Source organism: Klebsiella sp. CN_Kp104 (genome assembly GCF_040064515.1).
GTDB lineage: Bacteria > Pseudomonadota > Gammaproteobacteria > Enterobacterales > Enterobacteriaceae > Klebsiella > Klebsiella aerogenes.
Genome location: NZ_JBEAII010000047.1, coordinates 1 through 24,256, shown reverse-complemented (window position 1 = coordinate 24,256; position 24,256 = coordinate 1). Strand labels below are relative to the sequence as shown.

Below are 24,256 nucleotides of genomic sequence, written 5' to 3'. Positions count from 1 at the left end.
TTTGCTCCTTACAGGTTTTCTTTTGCGACTTCGAAGTGGACGGACAACAACCAGGCCTCTTCATCAGGCAGGTTGCCGAACTGTGCGACCACTTCGCGGGCCAGCATCATTGAATCTTCAGAAATTTCTTCGAACAGACTGGCATCCACTTCCGGTAGCGGTTCGCCGCTGATTGACCGGTGGGCCATGGCCCGCACGTGGGAAGTCAGCATTTGCTCCTGAACGTCGTTAGGGACGATGTCGTGACGGCTTAACAGGGCGAATACCTGCTGTAACATCTTGTCAGCCAGGCGTTCGGTCTGCGCCGCCTGCTCCCCTACGTCGTTTATTACCGCTCCGTTATTCACTTGTGTTACCCCGCTGATGTCTCTGGAATCCAAAGTAGCGCCGGGGGTCAGGAGTTTGTAGCGAGTTGTTTTCCACTTCGAAGTGGAAAGGGAGAAGGCTTAGGTGATCGACTCCACATATTCGCCGGATAAATGTAAAAACAGGCGATATGACGTGATGCGCATCACAACAATGAGCGAGGTTTAGCGGAAAACGACCGCAGAAAGACCGGAAAAAGAAAAGGGAAAAATGTGATACAGGTAGGCTTTTAGGCGGGAGACATCGGCTGACGCCTCCCGAAAATGGCGATTAGCGATACTTCTTATGGTAAGTATTGCGGGTAGTTTTGAAGTCCTCCGCGGCAGCCTGCGCCTCTTTCAGCTTACCAGCGTCAGCTAACTTCAGCGCGCCGTCGATCTGGCCGACCAGCGTTTCCAGACCGTGGCGGAAATCTTTCATCTCCGGGCTATCGGCCGCTTTGCCTTCCAGTTTTGGCGGCGTCTCTTTCTGCGCGTCAACCGCAGCGGTGCGCATCTTATTCAGCGCCGCTTTCAGCTCGCCAATGTCAGAGGTTTTTTGTACCACCTGCAGGTTTTCCGCAAGGGTGTCCATGTCTTCGCCAAGGTCGGCGAACGCCGATGCCGAACCGAGCGCAAAAGCAGAGACGGCCAGCATCGCTAACAGTTTTTTACGCATTGCTCACTTCCTTTTTATTATGAAGATATCAAACGGGCGCGGCAGGACGCGCCCGGCACACAGGTCATTGACCGGCGATTTTCATCTCCGGCAGCAGCACGGAACCACACTGAATATTGCTGCGCGTTTCGATATCGTCGCCGACGGTGACAATATTACGCCACATTTCTTTCAGATTTCCGGCGATGGTGATCTCACTGACCGGATACTGAATTTCGCCGTTTTCTACCCAGAAACCGGATGCGCCGCGCGAGTAGTCGCCGGTCACGCCACTGACACCCTGCCCCATCAATTCGGTGACCACAAGCCCGGTGCCCATCTCTTTAAGCATCTTTGCAAAACTCAGGCCGCGGCCGTTGATGCGCCAGTTATGGATACCGCCGGCGTGGCCGGTGCTTTTCATACCCAGCTTGCGCGCGGAGTAGTTAGTCAGCAGCCACTGGGTCAGCACGCCGTCTTTGATGATGTCGCGACGTTCGGTGCGCACGCCTTCGCTGTCGAACGGCGTGGAGGCCAGCCCCTTCAGCAGATGCGGGTGTTCTTCGATGGTCAGCCACTCCGGCAGGATCTGTTTGCCGAGGGAGTCGAGCAGGAAGGTCGATTTACGGTAGACCGCGCCGCCGGCGATCGCCCCAACCAGGTGGCCAAACAGCCCGGTGGCCACTTCGTTGGCGAAGATAACCGGCGCTTTCATCGTCGACAGCTTACGCGGCGCCAGGCGCGACAAAGTGCGACGGGCGCATTCGTTGCCGACCCACTCCGGGGTCTGTAAGTCGCCGATAGCGCGGCCAATGGTGTAGGCATAGTCGCGTTCCATATCGCCATTTTCTTCGGCAATCACGCAGCTGGAGAGCGAATGGCGGGTAGAGCAGTAGCTCTGGAGCATGCCGTAGCTATTACCAAAAACTTTAATCCCATAGTGGCTGTTGAAGCTGCCGCCTTCGGTATTGGTAATACGTTTGTCGGCCTGCAAGGCGGCCTGCTCGGCGCGGGCGGCCAGCTCGATGGCTTCATCCGGAGAGACCTCTGCCGGATGGAACAGGTCCAGATCCGGGGCGTCAAAGGCCAGCAGTTCTTTATCCGCCACGCCGGCAAACGGGTCCGGCGAGGTGTAACGCGCGATATCCAGCGCCGCCTGCACGGTACGGGCGATAGCGTCCGGGCTCAGGTCGGTCGACGAGGCGCTGCCTTTACGGTTTTGATGATAAACGGTGATGCCCAGCGCGCCGTCGCTATTGAATTCAACATTCTCCACCTCACCGTAGCGGGTGCTGACGCCGATGCCGGTGGTCTTGCTGACGGAGACTTCCGCACCGTCGGATTTGCCTGCCGCCAGTTCCAGTGCCGTACTAACGGCTTCTTCCAGCGTCTTACGCTGCTGTGCAACTTGAGAGATGACTTTCATTGCTAATGCCATAATGTAAGAAGGAGTTAACTGAAGTCTAACAGAGAACCGTTTTTCAGTGCGCGCCTTAACTGGTAACATTAGCCTCTTTTTTAAGGAGCCTGAGATGACAAAGCAGCCCGAAGACTGGCTCGACGACGTGCCCGGTGATGACGTTGAAGATGAAGATGATGAAATTATCTGGGTCAGCAAGAGTGAAATTAAGCGCGATGCGGAAGAACTGAAGCGTCTTGGCGCGGAAATGGTAGACCTTGGTAAGAACGCGCTGGATAAGCTGCCGCTCGATACCGACCTGCGCGACGCCATTGAACTCGCCCAGCGTATCAAGAAAGAAGGCCGCCGCCGCCAGCTGCAGCTGATTGGTAAAATGCTGCGTAACCGCGACGTCGATCCGATTCGCCAGGCGCTGGATAAGTTAAAGAACCGTCATAACCAGCAGGTTGCGCTGTTCCATAAGCTGGAACAAATCCGCGATCGCCTGATTGATAATGGCGATGATGCGGTCGTAGAGGTATTGAACCTGTGGCCAGACGCTGACCGTCAGCAGCTGCGCTCACTGATTCGCAATGCCAAGAAAGAGAAAGAAGGCAACAAGCCGCCGAAATCCGCGCGCCTGATCTTCCAGTATCTGCGCGAACTGGCCGAAAACGAAGGTTAATTCTCCACGCTAACCGCCATCTCCCGGATGGCGGCGCGTTGCGCCTTATCCGGGCTACTCCATCACCTCGCGCCCTAAATCGCGGGCAAACTGCTGATACTGCGCCGCATCGATCGGCTGCGGATAGCTCAGCACCAGCAGTTCATGATCGTCGATTCCTTGATGATAAGTCGGATGGCGGTGCGCCCAGGCATTGGCATGGAATCCCATCGACTGATAAAAGCGCAGCCGTTTATGGGCGATTTCGCTGGTGAGCGGATCGATTTCCAGAATGGTCAGCGGCGCGCGCGTCAGGATCTGCGCCAGCAGCTGTTTGCCATAACCGCGCGAACGCAGGGTGTCGTCAATCGCCAGATGTTCGATATAGCTATAACCGGCAAACTGCCAGCAGCCGCTCAGGCCAATAAATCCCCCGTCATCAAACCACGCTTCCAACGCATAGTGCGGGTTGCTCAGCGCCTGAAGTTTGGCGTCGCTTTCGCGCTGTTCGTGCCACGGAAAGGCGCGGGCGTACAGCGCGTCAAGCGTGGCGAAATGGGGCGAGTCGGTAGAAAGTACTCTTTCACAGGTCAGCATCACACAATCCCTGGTGGCAAAAACAAAACTGCCCTCACGCGGAGGGCAGTAACCGGAAGCGTTCGCGCTTATTCTGCCACGACCGCTTTTTGCGCCAGTTTATCCAGCAGCTTCTGATGAATGCCGCCGAAGCCGCCGTTGCTCATCACCAGAATATGGTCCCCCGGATGCGCGGTTTTCACGATCATGTCCACCAGCGTATCGACGTCGGCGCTCCAGTGCGCCGGCTGAACGCAGGCTTCCGCCACTTCCGCCACCTGCCACGGGATATGCTGCGGCTGTAGCAGGAAGACTTCATCGGCGCGGCCGAGAGACGGCGCCAGATCGTCTTTGCAGACGCCCATTTTCATGGTGTTGGAACGCGGCTCCAGCACCGCCAGAATACGCGCGGTGCCGCCGACTTTGCCGCGCAGCGCCTGCAGCGTCGCGAGAATGGCCGTCGGATGGTGGGCAAAATCGTCGTAGACGGTCACGCCATTGGCTTCGCCGCGTAGTTCAAGGCGACGTCGGGCGTTGATAAAGCTGCCCAGCGCGTTAGCGGCATCCGCCGGCACCACGCCGACATGACGCGCCGCGGCAATCGCCATCAGGCCGTTGTGCATATTATGTTCGCCGACCAGCGCCCAGTTAACTTCGCCTACTTTTTCGCCGTCGAGCAGGACTTCCCACTGCGAGGCATCGGCATTGAGTTTCTTCGCCTGCCAGTGCCCCTGCTCGCCCACCAGCTCCTGTTCGCTCCAGCAGCCCATCGCCATCACCTGCTTCAGGTTGATGTCGCTCTCCGGCAAAATAATTTTGCCTTTGCCCGGCACGATGCGCACCAGGTGGTGGAACTGTTTCTGAATCGCTTTCAGGTCGTCAAAGATATCCGCGTGGTCAAACTCAAGGTTATTGAGGATCAGCGTGCGTGGGCAGTAGTGAACGAACTTGGAACGCTTGTCGAAGAAGGCGCAGTCATATTCGTCGGCTTCAATCACGAAGAACGGGCTGTCGCCCAGGCGTGCGGAAACATCGAAGTTCCCCGGTACGCCGCCGATAACGAAGCCCGGCTTATAGCCACAGGCTTCGAGGATCCATGTCGCCATCCCGGCGGTGGTGGTTTTACCGTGGGTACCGGCGACGGCCAGCACCCAGCGGTCGCGCAGAACGAAGTCGTGCAGCCACTGCGGGCCGGACATGTACGGAATGTTGTTTTCCAGTACCGCTTCGACGCACGGATTACCGCGGGTCATGGCGTTGCCGATAATCACCAGGTCCGGCTGCGGGTCCAGTTGGCTGGCGTCGTAGCCCTGAATCAGATCGATGCCCTGATTTTCCAGCAGGGTGCTCATTGGCGGATAAACATTAGCATCCGAGCCGGTTACTTGATGCCCGAGGGAACGTGCCAGCATTGCCAGCCCCCCCATAAACGTGCCACAGATTCCTAAAATATGAATGCGCATTCGTTACTTCCCTCATTAATCTGACCCGCATTTTACCCATATGTAGGCCCCCTGAGAAATGCATTTCAGGCAAATCTGCATTTGCTGGCGCGATTCACCTGTGCGCAGTTTTTTTATTATTTGTTAAGATTGTTGCGTTCGTTTTACTCAACATAAAAATGCAGGGAACGAGTTATGAAAACGTTAGGTGAATTTATTGTCGAAAAGCAGCACGAGTTCTCCCACGCTACCGGTGAGCTGACTGCTTTGTTGTCGGCAATAAAATTGGGCGCCAAGATCATCCACCGCGATATCAATAAGGCCGGTCTGGTCGATATCCTGGGTGCCAGCGGTGCGGAAAACGTTCAGGGTGAAGTTCAGCAGAAGCTGGACCTGTTCGCGAATGAAAAATTAAAAGCTGCACTGCGCGCACGTGATATCGTCGCCGGTATCGCCTCGGAAGAAGAAGATGAAATCGTGGTCTTCGAAGGGTGCGAACACGCCAAATACGTTGTGCTGATGGATCCGCTGGATGGCTCCTCCAACATTGACGTTAACGTCTCCGTGGGGACTATCTTCTCTATCTACCGCCGCGTCACGCCGGTCGGTACGCCGGTCACCGAAGAAGACTTCCTGCAGCCGGGTAACAAACAGGTTGCCGCGGGTTATGTGGTTTACGGCTCCTCCACCATGCTGGTCTACACCACCGGCTGCGGCGTGCACGCCTTTACCTACGACCCGTCACTCGGCGTCTTCTGCCTGAGCCAGGAGCGGATGCGCTTCCCGGAGAAAGGCAAAACCTACTCCATCAACGAAGGTAACTACATCAAGTTCCCGATGGGCGTGAAGAAATACATCAAGTACTGTCAGGAAGAAGATAAAGAGACCCAGCGCCCGTACACCTCGCGCTATATCGGTTCTCTGGTGGCCGACTTCCACCGTAACCTGCTGAAAGGCGGCATCTACCTGTATCCGAGCACCGCCAGCCACCCGCAAGGGAAACTGCGTTTGCTGTACGAATGCAACCCGATGGCGATGCTGGCGGAACAGGCGGGCGGCAAAGCCAGCGATGGTAAAGAGCGTATTCTCGATATCATCCCGGAAAGCCTGCACCAGCGCCGTTCGTTCTTCGTCGGCAACGACCACATGGTAGAAGACGTCGAGAACTTCATTAAAGAGTTCCCGGACGCTTAATTTCTACCTTCCCTTCCCGCCCTGCGGGAAGGGAATTTCCTGTCAGCGATTCACCGCCCCACCCACGCGAGTCACCGCCGCATTCTGGCGATTTTCCCACAGCACCGTCAGCCCACGCTGCAGCGCAATGAAGATAAACAGCAGGATGCCGATGGCAATCTTCGTCCACCATGAACTGAGCGTACCGTCAAAGTTGATGTAGGTCTGAATAAGCCCCTGAATCGCCACGCCGAACAGCGTCCCCAGGACCGTTCCGACGCCGCCGCTAAGCAGCGTGCCGCCTATCACCACCGAAGCGATAGCATCCAGTTCCACGCCGACGCCCGCCAGCGCGTAGCCCGCCTGGGTGTAGATAGAGAAGACGATGCCGGCAAGCGTCGCCAGACCGGTCGACAACATATAGATGCGAATGGTGGTGCTACGCGTAGAAATACCCATCAAATTTGCCGACGTGGCGTTGCCGCCGATAGCATAAACCTGGTTGCCAAAGCGGGTACGATGGGCGAGGAAAATTCCCAGCACCACCACCAGCAGCATCAGCAGCCCCATCGCGCTCAGGCGGCCGCCGCCGGGGATGGTCCACGCCAGCCCGGACAGAGTGTCATACAGCGGATGGTTAATAGGAATCGACTCTTCCGAAACCAGATAGCTCACGCCGCGCAGGAAAAACATACCGGCGAGGGTGATGATAAATGCCGGAATTTTCAGCGCATCGATCAGCAATCCCATAAACGCGCCGAAGGCGCAGCCCATGGCCAGTACCAGCGGAAAGGCCAGCAGCGGCGAGATCCCCCAAAAGCCGATCGCTTTGGCAAGAAACACGCCGGTGAAAGCAATCACCGACCCGACCGACAGATCGATACCGCCGCTGAGGATCACGAAGGTCATGCCGACGGCGATGATCCCAAGGAAAGCGTTATCGGTCAGGATATTGCAAATCACCCGCGTCGAAGCAAAACCCGGAAACTGGGTCAGGCAGTAGAGATAGCCCAGCACGAATACCGCGAGGGTGATCATCAAAGGTAAATTACGTTTTATCACGGCCGCGTCCCCCTTTCAGTAGACCGATAAAGCGCGGCGACTGAACGATCAGTACGCACAGCACCACCACCGCTTTCACCACCTGGTTGAGCTCCGGCGGGAAACCGGAGAGTAAAATCCCGGTGTTCATTCCCTGGATAATCAACGCCCCCACCACCGACAGCAGCAGATTAAAGCGCCCGCCCATTAGCGAACCGCCGCCGATCACCACCGCCAGGATGGCGTCCAGCTCCAGCCATAATCCGGCGTTGTTGGCGTCGGCGCCGCGGATATCCGCCGCGACGATAATGCCGGCAATCGCTGCGCAGATGCCGCTTAGTACATAGGCCAGCATCACCACGATGCGGGTATTCACTCCGGCATTTTTTGCCGCGCGGATATTGATCCCCACCGCTTCAATAAACATGCCGAGCGCGGTCCGGCGGGTAAACAGCCAGAACAGCAGTAGCGTTGCGATGGCGATAATCACCGGCGTCGGCAGCAGCAACAGGGAGCCGCTGCCAAGCCAGGAAAGCGCCGGCGAATCAAAGGTGACGATCTGCCCGGAGGTAATCAGCTGCGCGACGCCGCGCCCGGCGACCATCAGGATAAGCGTGGCCACGAAGGGCTGGATCTTCAGCACGGCCACCAGAATGCCGTTCCACAGGCCGGCCAGCGCACCTGCGCCCAATGCGGCGAGCAGCACCACCGGCAGGCTGTGCCCGGCGACGGTCATCGAGGCGGCGGTCGCCCCGGCGATAGCCATCACCGCGCCGACCGACAGATCGATGCCGCCGGTGGCGATGACCAGCGTCATGCCAATCGCCAGCAGCGCCACCGGCGCCGCACGGTTGAGAATGTCAATCGGGCTGCCAAACAGCCGTCCATCCTGCAACAGCACCTGGAAGAAATGCGGCGCCACCAGGCTATCCACCGCTAATACCAGCAGGAGAGCAATAATTTGCGGCATCCCTTTCGGCCAGCTTAAGCGCCGTTTTGGCTGTCCGCTTTGTGGTACAGTTCTGGGCATCATGCTGGGCTCCTTATGCCGCAATCGCGTTCATGATCGCCGGGACCGATAGCTCGGCAAGCGGGATTTCCGCCACCTGCTGGCGATCGCGCATGATGATCACCCGGTCGGCGTAGCCCACCAGCTCTTCCAGTTCGGAGGAGATAACCAGCAGCGCCAGGCCATCGGCGCAGAGGGTTTCTATCAGGCGAATAATCTCGGCGTGGGCGCCGACATCGATACCGCGCGTCGGCTCATCGAGGATCAGGAACTGGGGTTTGGTCAGCAGCCAGCGCGACAGCAATACCTTCTGCTGGTTGCCGCCGGAGAGAAATTCGATCGGCTGTTCAGCGCTGGGAGTGCGAATGCCTAGCTGGCGAATAAAGCGTTCGGCGATCTCATGCTGTTCACGGCGCGGGATCGGCCGCAGCCAGCCGCGCTGCGCCTGCAGCGCCAGCACGATATTTTCCCGCACCGAAGCAGCGGCGATGATGCCGTCGGTTTTACGATCTTCCGGACAGAAGCCAATGCCGAGGCAGGAAGCCTGATGCGGCGAGCGCAGCGTTTGCGGCTTGCCCTTGATCCACGCTTTACCGCTGTCGGCGGGCTTGATGCCAAAAATGACCTCCGCCGTTTCGGTGCGCCCGGATCCCAACAGCCCGGCCAGGCCGACGATCTCGCCCGGCCGCACCTGCAGAGTAAACGGCGCAATCGTGCCCTTCTTGCCAAAATCTTCAAATGCCGCCACCGGCTTATCGCTAAGCAGCGTGCGCCCGGCGCGCTGCAGCGCCTGATGGTCCAGCTCGCGCCCCAGCATCATTTTGACCAGGTCGATTTGCGGCAGCTCGCGGGTCTCCCGACAGCCGACGAAACTGCCATTGCGCAGCACGGTAATACGGTCGCTGACGGCATAGACCTGGTCGAGAAAGTGGGTCACGAAAATCAGGCTGACGCCGTTATCGCGCAGCTGACGCATCAGGGTGAACAGCATCTCCACTTCCTGAGTGTCCAGGCTGGCGGTCGGTTCATCGAGGATTAATACTTTCGCCGACAGGTCGATGGCCCGGCAGATGGCGACGATTTGCTGCATCGCCACCGAAAAACGGTTCAGCGGTTCGCGCACGTCGAGCGAGAAGCCGTAAGAGGCCATCAGCGCGGTAGCGCGTTTTTCCATCTCTTTGCGCCGCAGCAGACCAAAGCGCTTCGGCTCGCGGCCAATAAACAGGTTATCCGCCACCGACATATTTGGCAGCAGGTTAACTTCCTGGTAAACGGTGCCGATACCCAACTGCTGAGCGTGGGCGGTGTTTTTCGGCGATATTTGCTGCCCTTCCAGCCAAATCGCCCCGCGTTCGGCATGGTACACACCGGTGAGCGCTTTTATCAGCGTCGATTTTCCGGCGCCGTTTTCGCCCAACAGGGCCATGATTTCGCCGCGCCGTAGGCTGAAATTAACGTTATCCAGCGCTTTGACGCCGGGAAAGAATTTGCTTAATCCTTCGGTGCGGAGGATTTCCTGAAGTTGGTCGGTGGTCATGATTCCCCCTGCATCACGCCGGATGGCGCTACGCTTATCCGGCCTACAAAAGAGCGCAATGTAGGCCGGGCAAGCGTAGCGCCCCCGGCATTTTCATGAAGGCTTAGTAGCCCATATTTTTCTTCTTCTCTAACTCTTCTTTTGCCGTATCCGGCAGGTAGAGGGTCGATTTGGTGATAGTCAGCTTCTCAGGCAGGGTGCCGTCTTTTTTGTATTTTTCCAGCGCATCAAACGCCGGACCGGCCATATTCGGCGTCAGCTCGACGCTGGCATTCGCCTCGCCGGCGATCATCGCTTTATAAATATCCGGCACGCCGTCGATAGAACCGGTGAGGATATCTTTGCCCGGCTTCAGCCCGGCCTCTTTGATGGCCTGAATCGCGCCGATTACCATGTCATCGTTATGGGCGTAGACCATGCAGATGTTCTTGCCGTTATTCTCCGCTTTGATAAAGCTCTCCATCACCTCTTTCCCCTTACTGCGGGTGAAGTCGCCGGACTGCGAGCGGATAATCTTGATGTTGGACGCTTTGGCAATCGCCTCGGCGAAGCCTTTCTTACGATCGATAGCGACGCTGGCGCCCACGGTGCCCTGGAGCCCCACGACGTTACACGGCTTGCCATCGACGGTTTTCACCAACCAGTCGCCAATCAGTTGCCCTTCCAGCACGTTGTTGGCGGTGACGGTGGTCATATACAGCGACTTATCTTTAACGTCGATCGAACGGTCGAGGAGGAACACCGGGATATTGGCCTCTTTCGCTTCTTTTAGCACCGGCTCCCAGCCGGTCGCCACCACCGGCGCGATAAAGATCGCGTCCACGCCCTGGGCAATGAATGAGCGCACGGCTTTAATCTGGTTTTCCTGTTTTTGCTGACCATCGGCAATCTTCAGGGTGATGCCACGCTTCGCCGCTTCTTCCTTAGCAACATTCGTTTCGGCCGCGCGCCAGCCCGATTCAGAGCCGACCTGCGAAAATCCTACGGTCAGGTTGGCGGCCATCGCCATAGACGACATAGCTGCCGAAACCGCGGTGACGAGAAGTAAGCGCTTCCACATAAGATGTTCCTCGTAGGGTTATTGTTGGTTAAATGCTCACCTGCGAACAAACTATAGACAATCCGTTATGTAACTGAATGCGTTACATCACACTTCGAAAAAGTAAATAAAATGTTAATTGGTGCGATTTGTCTGAGCTGAGCGGCGATAAGGCTTCCCGCCCAACGGCATGCCCTGCGCTAATGACGAAAATTTGCCTTCTGGATAACCGCCGCTCGCAACATTGAAAACGGTTACACAAAATTATTCAGAATGTAGCTATCTTTATGGATTTTAGGGTTATCTGATGAGGAGAAATTCAGACGCTTCCCCCCATAGTCTGGCAAAAAGAAGCGAAGACATTCGATGTGAGTTGGCTATAATACCGGGCACTTGTTTGCCAAACATTTTTAAAGGAAACAGACATGAGCTTACTCAACGTACCTGCGGGCAAAGAGCTGCCGGAAGACATCTACGTCGTTATCGAAATCCCAGCTAACGCAGACCCAATCAAATACGAAGTTGACAAAGAGAGCGGCGCACTGTTCGTTGACCGTTTCATGTCCACTGCGATGTTCTATCCGTGCAACTACGGCTACATCAACCACACCCTGTCCCTGGACGGCGACCCGGTTGACGTGCTGGTCCCGACTCCGTACCCGCTGCAACCAGGCTCAGTTATCCGCTGCCGTCCGGTTGGCGTACTGAAAATGACCGACGAATCCGGTGAAGATGCCAAGCTGGTTGCGGTACCGCACACCAAGCTGAGCAAAGAATACGATCACATCAAAGATGTGAACGACCTGCCGGAACTGCTGAAAGCCCAGATCACTCACTTCTTCGAGCACTACAAAGATCTGGAAAAAGGCAAGTGGGTTAAAGTCGACGGTTGGGACAACGCTGAAGCGGCTAAAGCTGAAATCGTTGCTTCCTTCGAGCGCGCTAAACAGAAGTAATTCTGTTTATCCAGCATAAAAAACACCGCCTCCGGGCGGTGTTTTTGTATGGGCCTGTTCTGGTTTCAGACGGCCAAAAAACAACGCCACCCGAAGGTGGCGTTGCCGTTTTCAATTACTGGTCTCTGTCCAACCAGTTTCCGCTCTCAATCTGCGCAAACCCCTCGACGGAGCGCTGGTAGACATACATCCACGCGCTGCCGTAAGGCGTTTGGATCAGATGGCGCGCGTATTCACCGCCCTTGGTGCGCAGCGCATCCAGCTCGGCCAGCGTCGATGCGTCGATACGATACACTTCACCATGTACTGTGCCCTCGCCCGGCACCGCGCCTGGATAGTGGCCCAGGCTGTACAGCTGATAATCGTCGACACTATGAGCGCCCAGCAACTGGGCGTTGGTCATCCAGTGGCTGTTGCCTTGTTTGCGTCGTAAACTGCCGTAAACAAATATTCGCATTGCTAAAACTCAAACTGATAGAGCAAATCGAGAGCCTGGTCTACGCCAGACACCGCTTCCATATATAGCTTAGGCATCAGGCGATAACGCAGGGTAAGCGTCGCCAAAGAGTCGAAGATGCCGACGCCGTATTTTACCTGAAGACCTGGCAGCACATAGCCGCTGACCACCACCTGGGAGGAGTCGCCTACCCCCTGGGTATCCAGCGCCAAATTGCTTACGCCAAACGTCTCGCCGATTTTACCCACAACCTGACCACTTTGTGCAACCCCCATTCCAATAAGCATTGAGGTCATTGCCGCACTATCGCTCTGTTCGCTGCCTAAACCCTGACCGCGTAACAGATAAGAAAGCGCTTCCTGCTGCGACATTGCCGGGTCGGAGAAGATCTCGGCCTTCGGCTGATCGGCAGAACCGGTGACGCGAACGCCGGCGATCACGTCGTCTTCGGTGGCTTCCGGGTTACGAATCGCTTCGATATTGAGCAGCGGCTGATCCGGCGGCCCGGAGAACAGCAGCTCGCCTTTACGCACGATCAGATCCTGACCATAAGCGTGGAAACGACCTTCCGGAATATTGATCTGGCCATTGAGCCCCAGCCCCTGCTTATCCTGCGCCACTTTCAGATCGCCGGTCAGACGCGCTTTCAGGCCGAAAGCGTCCAGACGCACGTTGTTGCCGACGTGAATCGTCAGGTTGCTGTTGATCGGAATACCGGCGCTCTGCGGCTTAATCGGCTTCAGATCTTTGTCCAGCATCACCTCATCGGAAGAGACGCCCACCGCGCTCTCCGGCACCTCGTTCACCACAATACGCGCCCAAGGTACGTCAACGCGGCCATCGAGGTTAAACAGGCTTGGCGTGGCGGTAAACACCACGTCCGGAGAAACATCCAGGCGGACCATCGGCGGCACGGTAATGCGCACCCGGCTACCCTTCGCCGCAATCTGCGCGCGCCAGTTGTCGATTTGCGTCCAGTCGGCGTTGCCGCTCAGCGCAATCTGCCCCTGTTTGGTATTCACCGTCCCCTGCAGGGTCGAACGCGTTCCGTTGAAGTTCATCGCCAGCTGGCTCGGCTGCATATCAAATGGCATAAAGTTGCCGTCGATATCAACGCCGCTCAACTGCATCTGACCAAACAGTTGCGGGCTCTGTAAGTTGCCGCCCAGACGCAGACGGGCATTAAGCTTGCCTTCCGCTTTCTCGCCGCGAGCGAAGATCGGGTTAATCATCGCCAGCGAGAAGTTGCTAATGTTGACGTTGCCGCCCAGGTTACGCCGCCCCTGCGGGTCGGTCACCTCCACCTGGCCATCAAGCTGGCCGTTGTTGGTCAGGCGTATCAGCCAGCCCAACTGCGCCCGGTTGTTATGCAGGTCGGCGCTGAGGTTAAGCGTATCGAAAGCCACCGGCAGCGGTGCGTCGTTGAGCGTCTGGGTGACTTTGACGTTGCGCCCGCTGAGGGTGACTTTGCCCTGCGGCAGCCCCTCTTTGGTGGTGTCCCAGCTCACATCGGCGTTACCGCTAAACACGCCGCTTGCCTGGGTCGCCTCCGGCATAAACGGCTTCAGCATCGCCAGATCGAAACGGTTGAGATTGACCACCGCGCGCCCGCTGGCGCCGGCATCGATGGTCTGCGGTACGCACAACTCGGCATTCGGGTTGCTCCAGCAGTGCGGCCCGATGCTGATTTTCTGTTCCTGATTACGGTAATCCAGCGCAATGTTGCGCGTCAGCGCCACCGGCCCTACCGGCGTCTGGAAACGGGTATTGCTCAGGGTGCCCTTCCAGCGCTCCTCTTTACGATCGAAGCTGCCCGCCAGCGTCAACTGGCCCGACACCGGCTCGCCCTGTACGCGCAGCTGTAAATCGTGCTGCTTCTCGGTACCTTTGGCATTCAGCTGCACCAGGCTGATGTTAACGCCCGGCTGGCTGATACGATCGACGCGTACGTCAAGATTGCCGCCAATCTGGTCGCTGGATTTGACGTCGCCTTTGACGTTGACCTGGGCTACCGTCAGTTCCTGCCAGCGTAAAGCGCGAGCGGTGATATCCGCCAGCAGCTGCGGCGCATCGATGGTGCCGCGCACCTTCAGCAGACCTTTCGCCGTACCCCCCAGCCCCGGCAACGCATTGTCGAGATGCGGCGCATCGATGGTGGCGTCGAGATTGAGGTCTTTCACCCCCAGCTCGCCTTTCACATCGGCGCTGTTTGGGCCAAGCGCCAGATGCAGTCCCGGCACTTTCCACTGCATATAGCTGTTACCCTGCAGCGAACCGTGGACATCCACTTTATTCTGTTTCACGTTGCCGGTAATTTTCAGCTCGGGAACCGCCATCTGCCAGCTGCTGCCATACAGGCTACCCTGGGTTTTGATAATCCCGTTCAGCTTCGACGGCCAGTCCGGCACCTCTTTGGCGGTATTAATGCCATCGAGGGTCAATTCGCCGCGCCAGCTGATCGCCTGCTGCCAGTCGAGCAACGCTTTCAGTTCGGTTTTCCCCTCCAGCGCCGCTACGGTCAGCTTATCCAGGTTCACCTGCTGTTCATTGCCTTTAGCATTAAGGGTAATTTTAGCCGGCGGCAGCGACTGTCCTTTCACCGCGGTACTAAACGCCATGGTGTAGTCGGTCATTTTGCCGCTGAATTTCAGATGCAGATCATCCGCCTGGAACTGTTTCTCGCCGGTAAACGGCCAGTACAGCTGCTTACTTTTCACTTCCATATTCAGCGGCAGACCGGCTTCCGCCAGCTGCGCTTCGGCGCGCAGGGTCATGGCCACAGAGCCGGCTAAATCAACGCCGACCTGCAGTTTTTTACGCAGTTCGCCGCCAACTTTCAGCTTTACCTTCTCGCCTTTCAGCGGGTCGATGTTCAGCGTACTGTCGAGGGTGATGTCGACCGGCCAGTTATCCTGCAGTTGCGCGGTGCCGGAAGCGGTAACCTTGCCCTGGTCGGAATCGACGTCCAGCGCATCAAGTTTCATCTGCCCGTCGATGCTGCTCACCTTCAGCAGCAGGTTGTAGACGGTCATATCGGTGTCGCCGGTCAGGCGCAGCTGTTCGCCGCGGAACTCCTGAATATTAAGGTTCAGCGGCAGATGCACATCGACCATCTCCGGTAGCACCGGCTGCGAGAACAGATCTTTCATCGTCTCGCCAAGCGGCTTCTCTTCCGGTTTCGGATGGTCAATTTTCGGCTCCACCACCTGCTCCTGCGCCACTTTTGCTACCTTCGGCAGGGCGATGAGCAAGCCCTGGAGCGAAGTCGGCGTCAGGGTCAGATTTTTCTCCTGCCAGTTCAGGCCGGTGGAGAAATCGCGCAGCGAAACGGCGGTATCGTCGATTTTGACATTGACGTTATGCAGCGCCACGCGACTGAGGGTAATGGGGTATGGCGTCGAGAGGTTCAGCGGGCCGGAATCTTCTTCCTCTACCGGCGCTGAAGGCGGCATCTTTTTGGTATCGATAGCGACGTAGATATCACGCAGCGAGATATCGTTAACGCACAGGCTGCTATCCCACAGGCAGCGCAGCTTAACGCCGAGATGGAACTGGCCGGCCGTCACCGCCACACCCGGCTGTTCGAAGCGCACGTTCTGTAAGGTCAGGTCACGCCAGCCGCCGGTGACCTTGCCGATCTCCAGCCCCGGCACCCAGCGGTCCGCCGCTTTCAGTACCAGATGCAAACCGGTAGTAGTGCCGACTAAAAAGCCAACCGCACCAATCAGCAACACTAAAAAGAGTAATACGCCGAGGCTTATCTTCTTCCATAAACTCATAATTCAGGCCCCAGACCGATATAAAACTGTAAACCGTGTTCTTCTTTGTCGCCGATAGGTCTGGCGATATCCAGCTTGATCGGCCCGACCGGCGATTGCCAGCGCACGCCGACGCCCGCGCCGGTTTTAAAATCGCTTTTACGGATGTCGCTTACCGCTTCGCCGCTGTCAATAAACATCGCCCCCCACCATTTTCCGGTGACGTTGTATTGATACTCCAGCGAGCCTGTCGCCAGCTTTGACGCACCGATCAGCTTGCCGTCGTCGTCTTTCGGCGAGATCGATTTGTATTTATAACCACGAATGCTGCGGTCGCCACCGGCGAAGAAACGCAGATCCGGCGGGACTTTGCTGAAGTCATCGGCTTCAATCCAGCCGAGGTTGCCGCGCACCACGAAGCGGTGGCGGTCATAGAGGGTGCGGATCCACACGTCCTGCGCCTGCATGACGATAAAGTTAATGTCCGAGCCCCACATGGTGTTGGAGTAGTCCACCGAATAGCGCTGGGAATCGCCCCAGGTTGGCATCAGGCCGCCGCGGGAGCGGGTCCGGTTCACCGAGACGCCGGGATAAAGCAGCATGGTGGTATTGGTGACGTTCGCCTGGGTAAAGTGGTCCAGACTCCAGCGCAGATTAATCGCGCGCTGCCAGCCACTCGACATCTCCCAATAGCGCGACAGCGCCAGGGTGGTGGAGTCGGCCTTGGTATCGTTAAGGTCGGTACGCTTAAAACCGCCCTGCATCAGGTAATACTGCTCAAGCGGGCTTTTTAACAGCGGGACTTTGTAGCTGAAATCGAACTGCTGCTCCGGCGCGGAGAGGCTGATGCTGGAGCTCAGGCTGTGGCCGTAGGAGTTCATCCACGGCTTTTTCCACGTCGCTTTCACGCGCGGCCCGACGTCTGTCGAATAGCCGACCCCGGTTTCCACGGTGTTCTCTTTGCGTGGCGAAACGACGCCCTGCAGAGGCAGCACCTTGGTTTTGCGTGATTTATCAAACTGCGGCGCGACGACCACCGAGTTAAACCAGCCGGTCGCCGCCAGGCGACGGTTCAGCTCCGCCAAATCCTGCGAGGTGTAATAATCACCCTGTTTAAAGGGGACCAGGCTTTGCAGGTACTCTTCGCGGATCTGCGAACCGGTAAAACTTACCGGACCAAAGCGGTAGCGCTCGCCGCTGTTGTAATCTATATCCCAGAAAGCCTGATGGCGGTCGAGCGACACGCCGAGCTGGCTTTTATTGAACTCGCTATCGAAATAGCCTTTACGCAGCGCCACCTTGGTGAGCGAGCTTTTGAAGCCGTCATAATCGCTGTGATTGAGTACCGTGCCAATTGCCGGACGCGTTTTCAGCAGGTCCAGATAATCGTGGTCGGTGCGCGCGCCGCCGCGCAGGATAACCTCGGTACCGCCAATGCGCACCGGCTCGCCGGGAGTTACTTTGGCAATCAGTACCTGACGCCCTTTTTTGGGCGGCGGACGCAGATCGAAATCGATAGTGGGTTCATAATAACCCAGCGCTTTCAGGCCCTCGCGGATGGCGTCATCGACGCGCGCGCGAAAACGACGGTCCGGCGTGACCTCATCGCTCTGGATCGTGGATAGTTGGGCGCGGACGTTTTTTTCCAGTTCCCCGGATAACCCCTCAACCTGCAAACGCACATTCGCTGCGCTGGCGACCCCGCTGACCAGCAAAAGGCTGGTAACGCATATCTGGCGGATTTGTTGCACGTGTTCTCCTGAATATCCTTGTTTCCCCCCGAAGGAAACGCAAGTGCCGCTCCACGGCTTAACAAAACCCTAACAACTAAGGGTTGAAAAAGTGACGGTAACCCAAATAATTCTTATGTTTAAATTTAGACGTATTGAGCGTGTTTATTGTCTAAAAAGATACGCGACGTTACAACCTTAACCACAAATTGCGAGGCCAACCGTGAGTCTATTTGATAAAACGCATCTTGTCGCCCAGGCGGATGCACTACCGGGGCGCAACACGCCGATGCCGGTAGCAACGCTCCACGCCGTTAACGGCCACTCAATGACCAATGTTCCTGAAGGAATGGAGGTCGCGCTGTTCGCGATGGGCTGCTTCTGGGGCGTCGAGCGTCTGTTCTGGCAATTGCCGGGGGTCTACAGCACCGCGGCGGGCTATACCGGCGGCTACACGCCAAATCCAACCTATCGCGAAGTCTGCAGCGGCGACACCGGGCACGCGGAAGCGGTGCGCGTGGTGTATGACCCGCAGGTCATTAGCTATGAACAACTGCTGCAGGTTTTCTGGGAGAACCACGATCCGGCGCAAGGGATGCAGCAGGGTAACGACCACGGCACGCAGTACCGTTCAGCTATCTACCCGCTGACGCCAGAGCAGCTTGAAGCGGCGCAGGCCAGCATGCTGCGTTACCAGGCAGCGATGCGCGACGCCAACGACACCCGCGAGATCACCACCGAAATCGCCACGGCGAAACCGTTCTACTATGCCGAAGACGATCATCAGCAGTATCTGCACAAAAATCCGTACGGCTACTGCGGTATCGGCGGGATTGGCGTTTGCCTCCCCCCACAGGCGTAATCCTGAAGAGTAAGGCCGCTGGCGAGAATAATTATCGCTCTGGTGGCTTTACAGACATTTACGCTATACTACGCTGTGTCATAGCCGGTCCAGCGCCTTCGGACCGGTTTTTTATGTATTCCACATTAAAAGAGTTATCCACTTCCCTTCCGAGGATCTGGCCTCAACGGTCAGAAAAGATATGTTAAACAGTATTTTAGTAATACTTTTCCTTATTGCCGTCAGTGCATTTTTTTCGATCTCTGAAATCTCACTGGCCGCATCACGTAAAATCAAACTCAAATTGCTGGCTGATGAAGGCAATGTGAACGCGCAGCGCGTTCTCAAAATGCAGGAAAACCCTGGCACCTTCTTCACCGTCGTGCAGATCGGCCTTAACGCCGTGGCCATTCTCGGTGGTATCGTCGGCGATGCCGCCTTTTCGCCTGCTTTCCACAGCGTACTGAGCCGCTACATGTCGCCGGAGCTTTCCGAGCAGCTGAGCTTTATTTTCTCCTTCACCCTGGTCACCAGCCTGTTCATCCTGTTTGCTGACCTGACGCCGAAACGCATCGGTATGATTGCGCCAGAAGCCGTGGCTTTGCGCATCATCAACCCGATGCGCTTCTGTTTACTGGTCTTCCGCCCGCTGGTGTGGCTGTTTAACGGCATGGCGAACAACATCTTCCGCCTGTTTAAAATCCCAATGGTGCGTAAAGACGACATCACCTCTGATGATATTTACGCGGTGGTGGAAGCCGGTGCGCTGGCCGGGGTACTGCGTAAACAGGAACACGAATTAATTGAAAACGTCTTTGAGCTGGAATCCCGTACCGTTCCCTCTTCGATGACGCCGCGCGAAAACGTGATTTGGTTCGATCTGCATGAAGACGAGCAGAGCCTGAAGAATAAAGTGGCGGAACATCCGCACTCCAAGTTCCTGGTATGTAACGAGGATATCGATCACATCATCGGTTACGTCGATTCAAAAGACCTGCTGAACCGCGTGCTGGCAAACCAGAGCCTGGTGTTAACCGGCGGCGTGCAGATCCGCAATACGCTGATCGTGCCGGATACCCTGACGCTCTCTGAAGCGCTGGAAAGCTTTAAAACCGCCGGCGAAGACTTCGCGGTGATCATGAACGAATACGCGCTGGTGGTGGGGATTATCACCCTCAACGACGTCATGACTACCCTGATGGGCGACCTGGTCGGCCAGGGGCTGGAAGAACAAATCGTCGCCCGCGATGAGAACTCCTGGCTGATTGACGGCGGGACGCCGATCGACGACGTGATGCGCGTGCTGGATATCGATGAGTTCCCGCAGTCCGATAATTACGAGACCATCGGCGGCTTTATGATGTTTATGCTGCGTAAGATCCCGAAACGCACCGATGCGGTGAAGTTCTCCGGTTACAAGTTTGAAGTGGTGGATATCGATAACTACCGTATCGACCAGTTGCTGGTCACCCGCATCGACAACAAACCAACGGTACTGGTACCGAAACTGCCTGATATCGAAGAAGCGGCGAAAAAAGAGAAAGGCGCGGCGTAAGCGGCCCTGAAAACATCAACGGCTCCCATCGGGAGCCGTCTTTTTTCGTGCCGTCATACCACGTTATGCGGTCTCAGTTTGCAGACGCATAACCTGACGATTGACTTCGGACATCACTGAGAAATGCAGCTTGTCCTTAACCTTCGGGATAAGGATTTTTCCCTTATCAAATTCAAAAGCGCCAACGTCCTTGATGTACAACCGTCCACGAAACAGGATCTTCACGTACTTCGCCACTTGCAGCGGATTGTAGCGTTGGAAAATTTTCATTGTTGTCTCCTGCCAGGGTTACGCTCCTGCGGTGCCACAGTTAGCCCGCGTATCGGGAGCGCAAATTTTAATGCCCTAAAACTATAGTCCAGATTTCCGAAGACACCCAGTCTGTAGAAGTTTTTTTACCCTTTGATGACAATAATTCAGAATTTTCGTTTCAGGCATACGTAGTTGTTAGTATAAGTTTCCGTTTTTTATTGAATGTGTGCGTTAGCACGCAAACTGGCATCACGCTTGCGGGTAATGGCGACAATTCGCACTTATCATTAAACAAGACCAAGTGGTCGGATCACCTGCATATAAAAAAGGATATCTCATGACCCTACGTAAGTTGCTGGCGGTTTCCGCCCTCCTGTTGCCGTTAATGGCTTCGGCACATAATTTTGTCGACGGTCAACGCGTCGCGCCGGTAGGCATCGCCGACCGCGGAGAACTGGTACTGAGTAACGATAAGTTTAGCTACAAAAACTGGAATAGCTCGCAGCTGGCGGGAAAAGTGCGCGTCATCCAGCATATTGCCGGGCGCACCTCGGCAAAAGAGAAAAATGCCAATCTGATTGAGGCGATTAAGGCGGCTGGCCTGCCGCACGACCGCTACCAGACCACCACCATCGTGAATACCGATGACGCGATCCCCGGCTCCGGGATGTTCGTGCGCAGCAGCATTGAGAGCAATAAGCAGCTCTATCCGTGGTCGCAGTTTATCGTCGACAGCAACGGTCTCGCACGCAAAGCCTGGCAGCTCGATGAAGGCAGTTCGGCGATTGTGGTGTTAGACAAAGACGGACGTGTTCAGTGGGCAAAAGACGGCGCGCTGACCCAGCAAGAGGTACAGCAGGTCGTCGACCTGCTGCATAAGTTGCTTAATAAATAGAGACGCGGAAGCCGGGGTTGAGGAAGGATTCACGCGGCGTGTAGTCGAGGGTTTTACCCTGCCAGTCGTGAACGTGCGCCCCGGCGGCTACCGCGACCGCATGACCGGCGGCGGTGTCCCAGGTGCTGGTCGGCCCGAAGCGCGGATAGAGCTGCGCCTGGCCTTCCGCCACCAGGCAGAATTTCAGCGACGAACCGATTGAGGTGGTCTGGTGCTCGCCCAGTTGCTCCAGATACTCCTGCAGTTCCGGATCATTACCGTGGGAGCGGCTAATCACCACCAGCGGCGGGCGAGCATCGCGAACCTGAATCTGCTTGCGCACGCCGCACTCTTCTTTCCACGCCTTGCCATTTTGCGCGCTGTACATCACTTTCATCACCGGCGCGTACACCACGCCCAGCGTCGGTTTGCCGTTTTCAATCAGCGCGATATTGACGGTGAATTCACCGTTGCGCTTAATAAATTCTTTGGTGCCGTCCAGCGGGTCCACCAGCCAGTAGCGCTGCCAGTGCTGCCGCACTTCCCACGCCGGCGGATCCTCTTCCGACAGGATGGGGATTGCTGCATCCAGCGCCTGCAGGCCGCTGACAATGACTTTATGCGCGGCGATATCCGCCGCGGTAACGGGAGAATCATCCTTTTTGCTGCTCACATCCATCGGCTGGTTCCCATCGTAGACATCCATGATGGCATCGCCCGCGGTCCGTGCAAGCTGACATACTTGTTCTAACATTCTCCACCTCTTCTGGTTACAGTGGCGTTAACTCGTTGTTTTATTTATATCGCATCATCACCAGTTCCGCTATCTGTGATAACACTAGCGGTTTCCATTCACGCTTTTCTGGCAGAATTCACAATTCTGTAAGCAACAGAATGTAAATACATTTTCTTTTGTGCCATTGCTCATAAAAAAGGACGCCTCTGATGATTAAGTTTAGCGCAACGCTGCTGGCCACGCTGGTGGCGGCCAGCGTCAACGCGGCGACGGTCGACCTGCGGATCATGGAAACCACCGATCTGCACAGCAATATGATGGATTTCGATTACTACAAAGATGCCGCGACGGAAAAATTCGGCCTGGTCAGAACCGCCAGCCTGATTGAAAAAGCCCGCGCGGAAGCGAAAAACAGCGTGCTGGTGGATAACGGCGATGTTATTCAGGGTAGCCCACTGGGCGACTATATGGCGGCAAAAGGACTTAAAGAGGGGGATGTGCATCCGGTTTATAAGGCGATGAACACCCTGAATTACGCCGTCGGCAACCTGGGAAACCATGAATTCAACTACGGTCTCGACTTCCTGCACAAGGCGCTGGCCGGGGCGAAATTCCCCTACGTTAACGCCAACATTATCGATCTCAAAACCGGCAAACCGATGTTTACGCCCTACCTGATTCAGGATACCGAGGTTCAGGATAGCGATGGTCAATCCCATACCCTGCGCATCGGCTATATCGGTTTTGTGCCGCCGCAGATCATGACCTGGGATAAAGCCAACCTCAGCGGCAAGGTGAAGGTCAACGACATCACTGAAACCGCGCGTAAGTATGTACCGGAGATGCGCGCGAAAGGCGCTGATGTGGTGGTCGTGGTTGCGCATTCCGGCCTCTCCGCCGACCCCTATCAGGCAATGGCGGAAAACTCGGTCTACTACTTAAGCCAGGTACCCGGCGTTGACGCCATTATGTTCGGCCACGCCCACGCGGTGTTCCCCGGTAAAGACTTCGCCACCATTAAAGGCGCGGATATCGCCAAAGGTACGCTGAATGGTATTCCGGCGGTGATGCCGGGAATGTGGGGCGATCATCTCGGGGTGGTCGATTTGGTGCTGAATAACGACAGCGGTAAATGGCAAGTGACGCAGGCTAAAGCCGAAGCGCGACCTATTTACGACGCGGTAGCGAAAAAATCGCTGGCGGCGGAAGATAGTAAAATGGTGGCGGTGCTGAAAGCCGATCACGACGCCACTCGCGAATTCGTCAGCAAGCCTATCGGCAAGTCCGCCGACAACATGTACAGCTACCTGGCGCTGGTGCAGGACGACCCGACGGTGCAGGTGGTCAACATGGCGCAAAAGGCCTATGTCGAACACTACATTCAGGGCGATCCGGATCTGGCGAAACTGCCGGTACTCTCCGCCGCCGCGCCGTTTAAAGTCGGCGGGCGTAAAAACGATCCGGCAAGCTTCGTCGAAGTGGAAAAAGGCCAGCTCACCTTCCGTAACGCCGCCGATCTCTATCTCTACCCGAATACGCTGGTAGTGATGAAAGTAAGCGGTAAAGAGGTCAAGGAGTGGCTCGAATGCTCCGCCGGGCAGTTTAACCAGATTGACCCCGCCAGCAGCAAACCGCAGTCGTTGATTAACTGGGACGGGTTCCGCACCTATAACTTCGACGTGATTGACAGCGTAAATTACCAGATCGACGTCAGCCAACCGGCGCGCTACGATGGCGAGTGCCAGATGATTCACCCGCAGTCAGAACGCATCAAAGACCTGACCTTTAACGGTAAGCCTATCGATCCGCAGGCCACCTTCCTCGTCGCCACCAATAACTATCGCGCCTACGGCGGCAAATTCGCCGGTACCGGCGACAGCCATATCGCTTTTGCCTCCCCGGACGAAAACCGTTCGGTGCTGGCGGCGTGGATTGGCGCACAGTCGAAGAAAGATGGCGCGATCCATCCGGCGGCGGATAACAACTGGCGACTGGCGCCGATCCACAGCAAAACGCCGTTGGATATTCGCTTTGAGACCTCGCCTGGCGACAAAGCCGCGGCGTTTATCAAAGAGAAAGCACAGTATCCGATGCGGCAGGTGGCGACCGATGATATCGGTTTCGCTATTTATCAGCTGGATTTGAGTCAGTAATGCCTGTTCCCCGGTGGCGCTGCGCTTACCGGGGCTACAAAGCGGAGCTGGCCGGTAGCCCG

The 24,256-nt window shown here is 56.5% G+C and carries 21 protein-coding genes; 7 read left to right on the top strand and 14 right to left on the bottom strand.

The window, feature by feature from the left end:
* Nucleotides 1–8: 8 nt before the first annotated feature.
* The 3 genes from ABLU80_RS24665 to pmbA form a co-directional block, all read right to left on the bottom strand.
* Nucleotides 9–347 carry a PRD domain-containing protein gene (locus tag ABLU80_RS24665; protein ID WP_015368577.1) on the bottom strand — a complete coding sequence of 113 codons (339 nt, stop codon included), beginning with the start codon at nucleotides 345–347 and terminating at the stop codon, nucleotides 9–11.
* Between the two features lie 289 nt (nucleotides 348–636).
* Nucleotides 637–1,023: a cytochrome b562 gene (gene cybC, locus ABLU80_RS24660; protein ID WP_015368578.1), complete on the bottom strand. Its 387-nt coding sequence runs from the start codon at nucleotides 1,021–1,023 to the stop codon at nucleotides 637–639.
* A 64-nt stretch (nucleotides 1,024–1,087) separates the two neighbouring features.
* Complete coding sequence (gene pmbA, locus ABLU80_RS24655; RefSeq protein WP_020079799.1) at nucleotides 1,088–2,440, bottom strand: metalloprotease PmbA; 1,353 nt, start codon at nucleotides 2,438–2,440, stop codon at nucleotides 1,088–1,090.
* A gap of 94 nt (nucleotides 2,441–2,534) precedes the next feature.
* Here pmbA and yjgA point away from each other — a divergent pair, with 94 nt between their 5' ends.
* The gene (gene yjgA / locus ABLU80_RS24650; RefSeq protein ID WP_015368580.1) at nucleotides 2,535–3,086 is read left to right on the top strand and encodes a ribosome biogenesis factor YjgA; all 552 of its coding nucleotides are present in this window, start codon (nucleotides 2,535–2,537) and stop codon (nucleotides 3,084–3,086) included.
* 54 nt (nucleotides 3,087–3,140) lie between these two features.
* Here the strand turns inward: yjgA and ABLU80_RS24645 are convergent, their stop codons facing one another.
* Nucleotides 3,141–3,662: a GNAT family N-acetyltransferase gene (locus ABLU80_RS24645; RefSeq protein WP_285198000.1), complete on the bottom strand. Its 522-nt coding sequence runs from the start codon at nucleotides 3,660–3,662 to the stop codon at nucleotides 3,141–3,143.
* A gap of 68 nt (nucleotides 3,663–3,730) precedes the next feature.
* A complete protein-coding gene (mpl, locus tag ABLU80_RS24640; protein ID WP_171825417.1) occupies nucleotides 3,731–5,104 on the bottom strand; it encodes a UDP-N-acetylmuramate:L-alanyl-gamma-D-glutamyl-meso-diaminopimelate ligase in 1,374 nt (457 codons plus the stop codon).
* A 174-nt stretch (nucleotides 5,105–5,278) separates the two neighbouring features.
* On the opposite strand from mpl, the gene fbp reads away from it, so the two are divergent.
* Nucleotides 5,279–6,277, top strand: coding sequence for a class 1 fructose-bisphosphatase (gene fbp, locus ABLU80_RS24635; RefSeq protein ID WP_015368583.1), 999 nt, complete (start codon nucleotides 5,279–5,281; stop codon nucleotides 6,275–6,277).
* A gap of 42 nt (nucleotides 6,278–6,319) precedes the next feature.
* Here the strand turns inward: fbp and yjfF are convergent, their stop codons facing one another.
* The 4 genes from yjfF to ytfQ all read right to left on the bottom strand — a co-directional run bounded on the left by yjfF (nucleotide 6,320) and on the right by ytfQ (nucleotide 10,903).
* Nucleotides 6,320–7,318, bottom strand: coding sequence for a galactofuranose ABC transporter, permease protein YjfF (gene yjfF / locus ABLU80_RS24630; RefSeq protein ID WP_015368584.1), 999 nt, complete (start codon nucleotides 7,316–7,318; stop codon nucleotides 6,320–6,322).
* Entirely contained in the window at nucleotides 7,305–8,330 is a 1,026-nt protein-coding gene (gene ytfT / locus ABLU80_RS24625; RefSeq protein ID WP_348850563.1) for a galactofuranose ABC transporter, ATP-binding protein YtfT, read from the bottom strand. The genes yjfF and ytfT overlap by 14 nt, the downstream gene beginning before the upstream one ends.
* Before the next feature lie 10 nt (nucleotides 8,331–8,340).
* Nucleotides 8,341–9,843 (bottom strand): galactofuranose ABC transporter, ATP-binding protein YtfR, encoded by a 1,503-nt coding sequence (gene ytfR, locus ABLU80_RS24620; RefSeq protein WP_348850562.1) that lies wholly within the window; start codon nucleotides 9,841–9,843, stop codon nucleotides 8,341–8,343.
* A gap of 103 nt (nucleotides 9,844–9,946) precedes the next feature.
* Nucleotides 9,947–10,903: a galactofuranose ABC transporter, galactofuranose-binding protein YtfQ gene (gene ytfQ / locus ABLU80_RS24615; protein WP_348850561.1), complete on the bottom strand. Its 957-nt coding sequence runs from the start codon at nucleotides 10,901–10,903 to the stop codon at nucleotides 9,947–9,949.
* A gap of 404 nt (nucleotides 10,904–11,307) precedes the next feature.
* On the opposite strand from ytfQ, the gene ppa reads away from it, so the two are divergent.
* Entirely contained in the window at nucleotides 11,308–11,838 is a 531-nt protein-coding gene (ppa, locus tag ABLU80_RS24610) for an inorganic diphosphatase (protein WP_015368588.1), read from the top strand.
* A gap of 115 nt (nucleotides 11,839–11,953) precedes the next feature.
* On the opposite strand, the gene ABLU80_RS24605 is transcribed toward ppa, so the two are convergent.
* Genes ABLU80_RS24605 through tamA form a run of 3 tightly spaced genes read right to left on the bottom strand, consistent with a single transcriptional unit; the run spans nucleotide 11,954 to nucleotide 17,804 of the window.
* On the bottom strand, nucleotides 11,954–12,295 hold the full coding sequence (locus ABLU80_RS24605) for a gamma-glutamylcyclotransferase (RefSeq protein WP_015704194.1): 342 nt from the start codon (nucleotides 12,293–12,295) through the stop codon (nucleotides 11,954–11,956).
* 2 nt (nucleotides 12,296–12,297) lie between these two features.
* Nucleotides 12,298–16,074, bottom strand: a complete 3,777-nt coding sequence (gene tamB / locus ABLU80_RS24600; RefSeq protein ID WP_348850560.1) for an autotransporter assembly complex protein TamB — start codon at nucleotides 16,072–16,074, stop codon at nucleotides 12,298–12,300.
* Nucleotides 16,071–17,804, bottom strand: coding sequence for an autotransporter assembly complex protein TamA (tamA, locus tag ABLU80_RS24595; RefSeq protein WP_032706723.1), 1,734 nt, complete (start codon nucleotides 17,802–17,804; stop codon nucleotides 16,071–16,073). Before tamA ends, tamB begins: the two co-directional genes overlap by 4 nt.
* Nucleotides 17,805–18,006: 202 nt before the next feature.
* On the opposite strand from tamA, the gene msrA reads away from it, so the two are divergent.
* Nucleotides 18,007–18,645 (top strand): peptide-methionine (S)-S-oxide reductase MsrA, encoded by a 639-nt coding sequence (gene msrA, locus ABLU80_RS24590; RefSeq protein ID WP_015368592.1) that lies wholly within the window; start codon nucleotides 18,007–18,009, stop codon nucleotides 18,643–18,645.
* Nucleotides 18,646–18,826: 181 nt separating this feature from the next.
* The gene (locus tag ABLU80_RS24585) at nucleotides 18,827–20,179 is read left to right on the top strand and encodes a hemolysin family protein (protein ID WP_015368593.1); all 1,353 of its coding nucleotides are present in this window, start codon (nucleotides 18,827–18,829) and stop codon (nucleotides 20,177–20,179) included.
* 63 nt (nucleotides 20,180–20,242) lie between these two features.
* Here ABLU80_RS24585 and ABLU80_RS24580 read toward each other — a convergent pair whose 3' ends face one another.
* Complete coding sequence (locus ABLU80_RS24580; RefSeq protein WP_015368594.1) at nucleotides 20,243–20,449, bottom strand: DUF1107 domain-containing protein; 207 nt, start codon at nucleotides 20,447–20,449, stop codon at nucleotides 20,243–20,245.
* A 319-nt stretch (nucleotides 20,450–20,768) separates the two neighbouring features.
* Between ABLU80_RS24580 and ABLU80_RS24575 the strand changes: the two genes are divergently transcribed.
* Nucleotides 20,769–21,326 carry a YtfJ family protein gene (locus ABLU80_RS24575; RefSeq protein ID WP_045396912.1) on the top strand — a complete coding sequence of 186 codons (558 nt, stop codon included), beginning with the start codon at nucleotides 20,769–20,771 and terminating at the stop codon, nucleotides 21,324–21,326.
* Here the strand turns inward: ABLU80_RS24575 and cysQ are convergent.
* Nucleotides 21,316–22,059, bottom strand: coding sequence for a 3'(2'),5'-bisphosphate nucleotidase CysQ (gene cysQ, locus ABLU80_RS24570; protein ID WP_015704189.1), 744 nt, complete (start codon nucleotides 22,057–22,059; stop codon nucleotides 21,316–21,318). The two genes, ABLU80_RS24575 and cysQ, sit on opposite strands and share 11 nt — an antisense overlap.
* A 191-nt stretch (nucleotides 22,060–22,250) precedes the next feature.
* Here cysQ and cpdB point away from each other — a divergent pair, with 191 nt between their 5' ends.
* Entirely contained in the window at nucleotides 22,251–24,194 is a 1,944-nt protein-coding gene (gene cpdB, locus ABLU80_RS24565) for a 2',3'-cyclic-nucleotide 2'-phosphodiesterase (RefSeq protein WP_348850559.1), read from the top strand.
* Nucleotides 24,195–24,256: the final 62 nt, after the last annotated feature.

What these genes read in the sequence shown, in the direction of transcription:
- pmbA (WP_020079799.1), bottom strand. Translation starts at nt 2,440, where the DNA reads ATGGCATTAGCAATGAAAGTCATCTCTCAAGTTGCACAGCAGCGTAAG.
- ABLU80_RS24645 (WP_285198000.1), bottom strand. Translation starts at nt 3,662, where the DNA reads ATGCTGACCTGTGAAAGAGTACTTTCTACCGACTCGCCCCATTTCGCC.
- tamB (WP_348850560.1), bottom strand. Translation starts at nt 16,074, where the DNA reads ATGAGTTTATGGAAGAAGATAAGCCTCGGCGTATTACTCTTTTTAGTG.
- ppa (WP_015368588.1), top strand. Translation starts at nt 11,308, where the DNA reads ATGAGCTTACTCAACGTACCTGCGGGCAAAGAGCTGCCGGAAGACATC.
- cysQ (WP_015704189.1), bottom strand. Translation starts at nt 22,059, where the DNA reads ATGTTAGAACAAGTATGTCAGCTTGCACGGACCGCGGGCGATGCCATC.
- ytfQ (WP_348850561.1), bottom strand. Translation starts at nt 10,903, where the DNA reads ATGTGGAAGCGCTTACTTCTCGTCACCGCGGTTTCGGCAGCTATGTCG.
- cpdB (WP_348850559.1), top strand. Translation starts at nt 22,251, where the DNA reads ATGATTAAGTTTAGCGCAACGCTGCTGGCCACGCTGGTGGCGGCCAGC.
- ABLU80_RS24605 (WP_015704194.1), bottom strand. Translation starts at nt 12,295, where the DNA reads ATGCGAATATTTGTTTACGGCAGTTTACGACGCAAACAAGGCAACAGC.
- ytfT (WP_348850563.1), bottom strand. Translation starts at nt 8,330, where the DNA reads ATGATGCCCAGAACTGTACCACAAAGCGGACAGCCAAAACGGCGCTTA.
- mpl (WP_171825417.1), bottom strand. Translation starts at nt 5,104, where the DNA reads ATGCGCATTCATATTTTAGGAATCTGTGGCACGTTTATGGGGGGGCTG.
- ABLU80_RS24580 (WP_015368594.1), bottom strand. Translation starts at nt 20,449, where the DNA reads ATGAAAATTTTCCAACGCTACAATCCGCTGCAAGTGGCGAAGTACGTG.
- ytfR (WP_348850562.1), bottom strand. Translation starts at nt 9,843, where the DNA reads ATGACCACCGACCAACTTCAGGAAATCCTCCGCACCGAAGGATTAAGC.
- yjgA (WP_015368580.1), top strand. Translation starts at nt 2,535, where the DNA reads ATGACAAAGCAGCCCGAAGACTGGCTCGACGACGTGCCCGGTGATGAC.
- fbp (WP_015368583.1), top strand. Translation starts at nt 5,279, where the DNA reads ATGAAAACGTTAGGTGAATTTATTGTCGAAAAGCAGCACGAGTTCTCC.
- cybC (WP_015368578.1), bottom strand. Translation starts at nt 1,023, where the DNA reads ATGCGTAAAAAACTGTTAGCGATGCTGGCCGTCTCTGCTTTTGCGCTC.
- ABLU80_RS24585 (WP_015368593.1), top strand. Translation starts at nt 18,827, where the DNA reads ATGTTAAACAGTATTTTAGTAATACTTTTCCTTATTGCCGTCAGTGCA.
- ABLU80_RS24575 (WP_045396912.1), top strand. Translation starts at nt 20,769, where the DNA reads ATGACCCTACGTAAGTTGCTGGCGGTTTCCGCCCTCCTGTTGCCGTTA.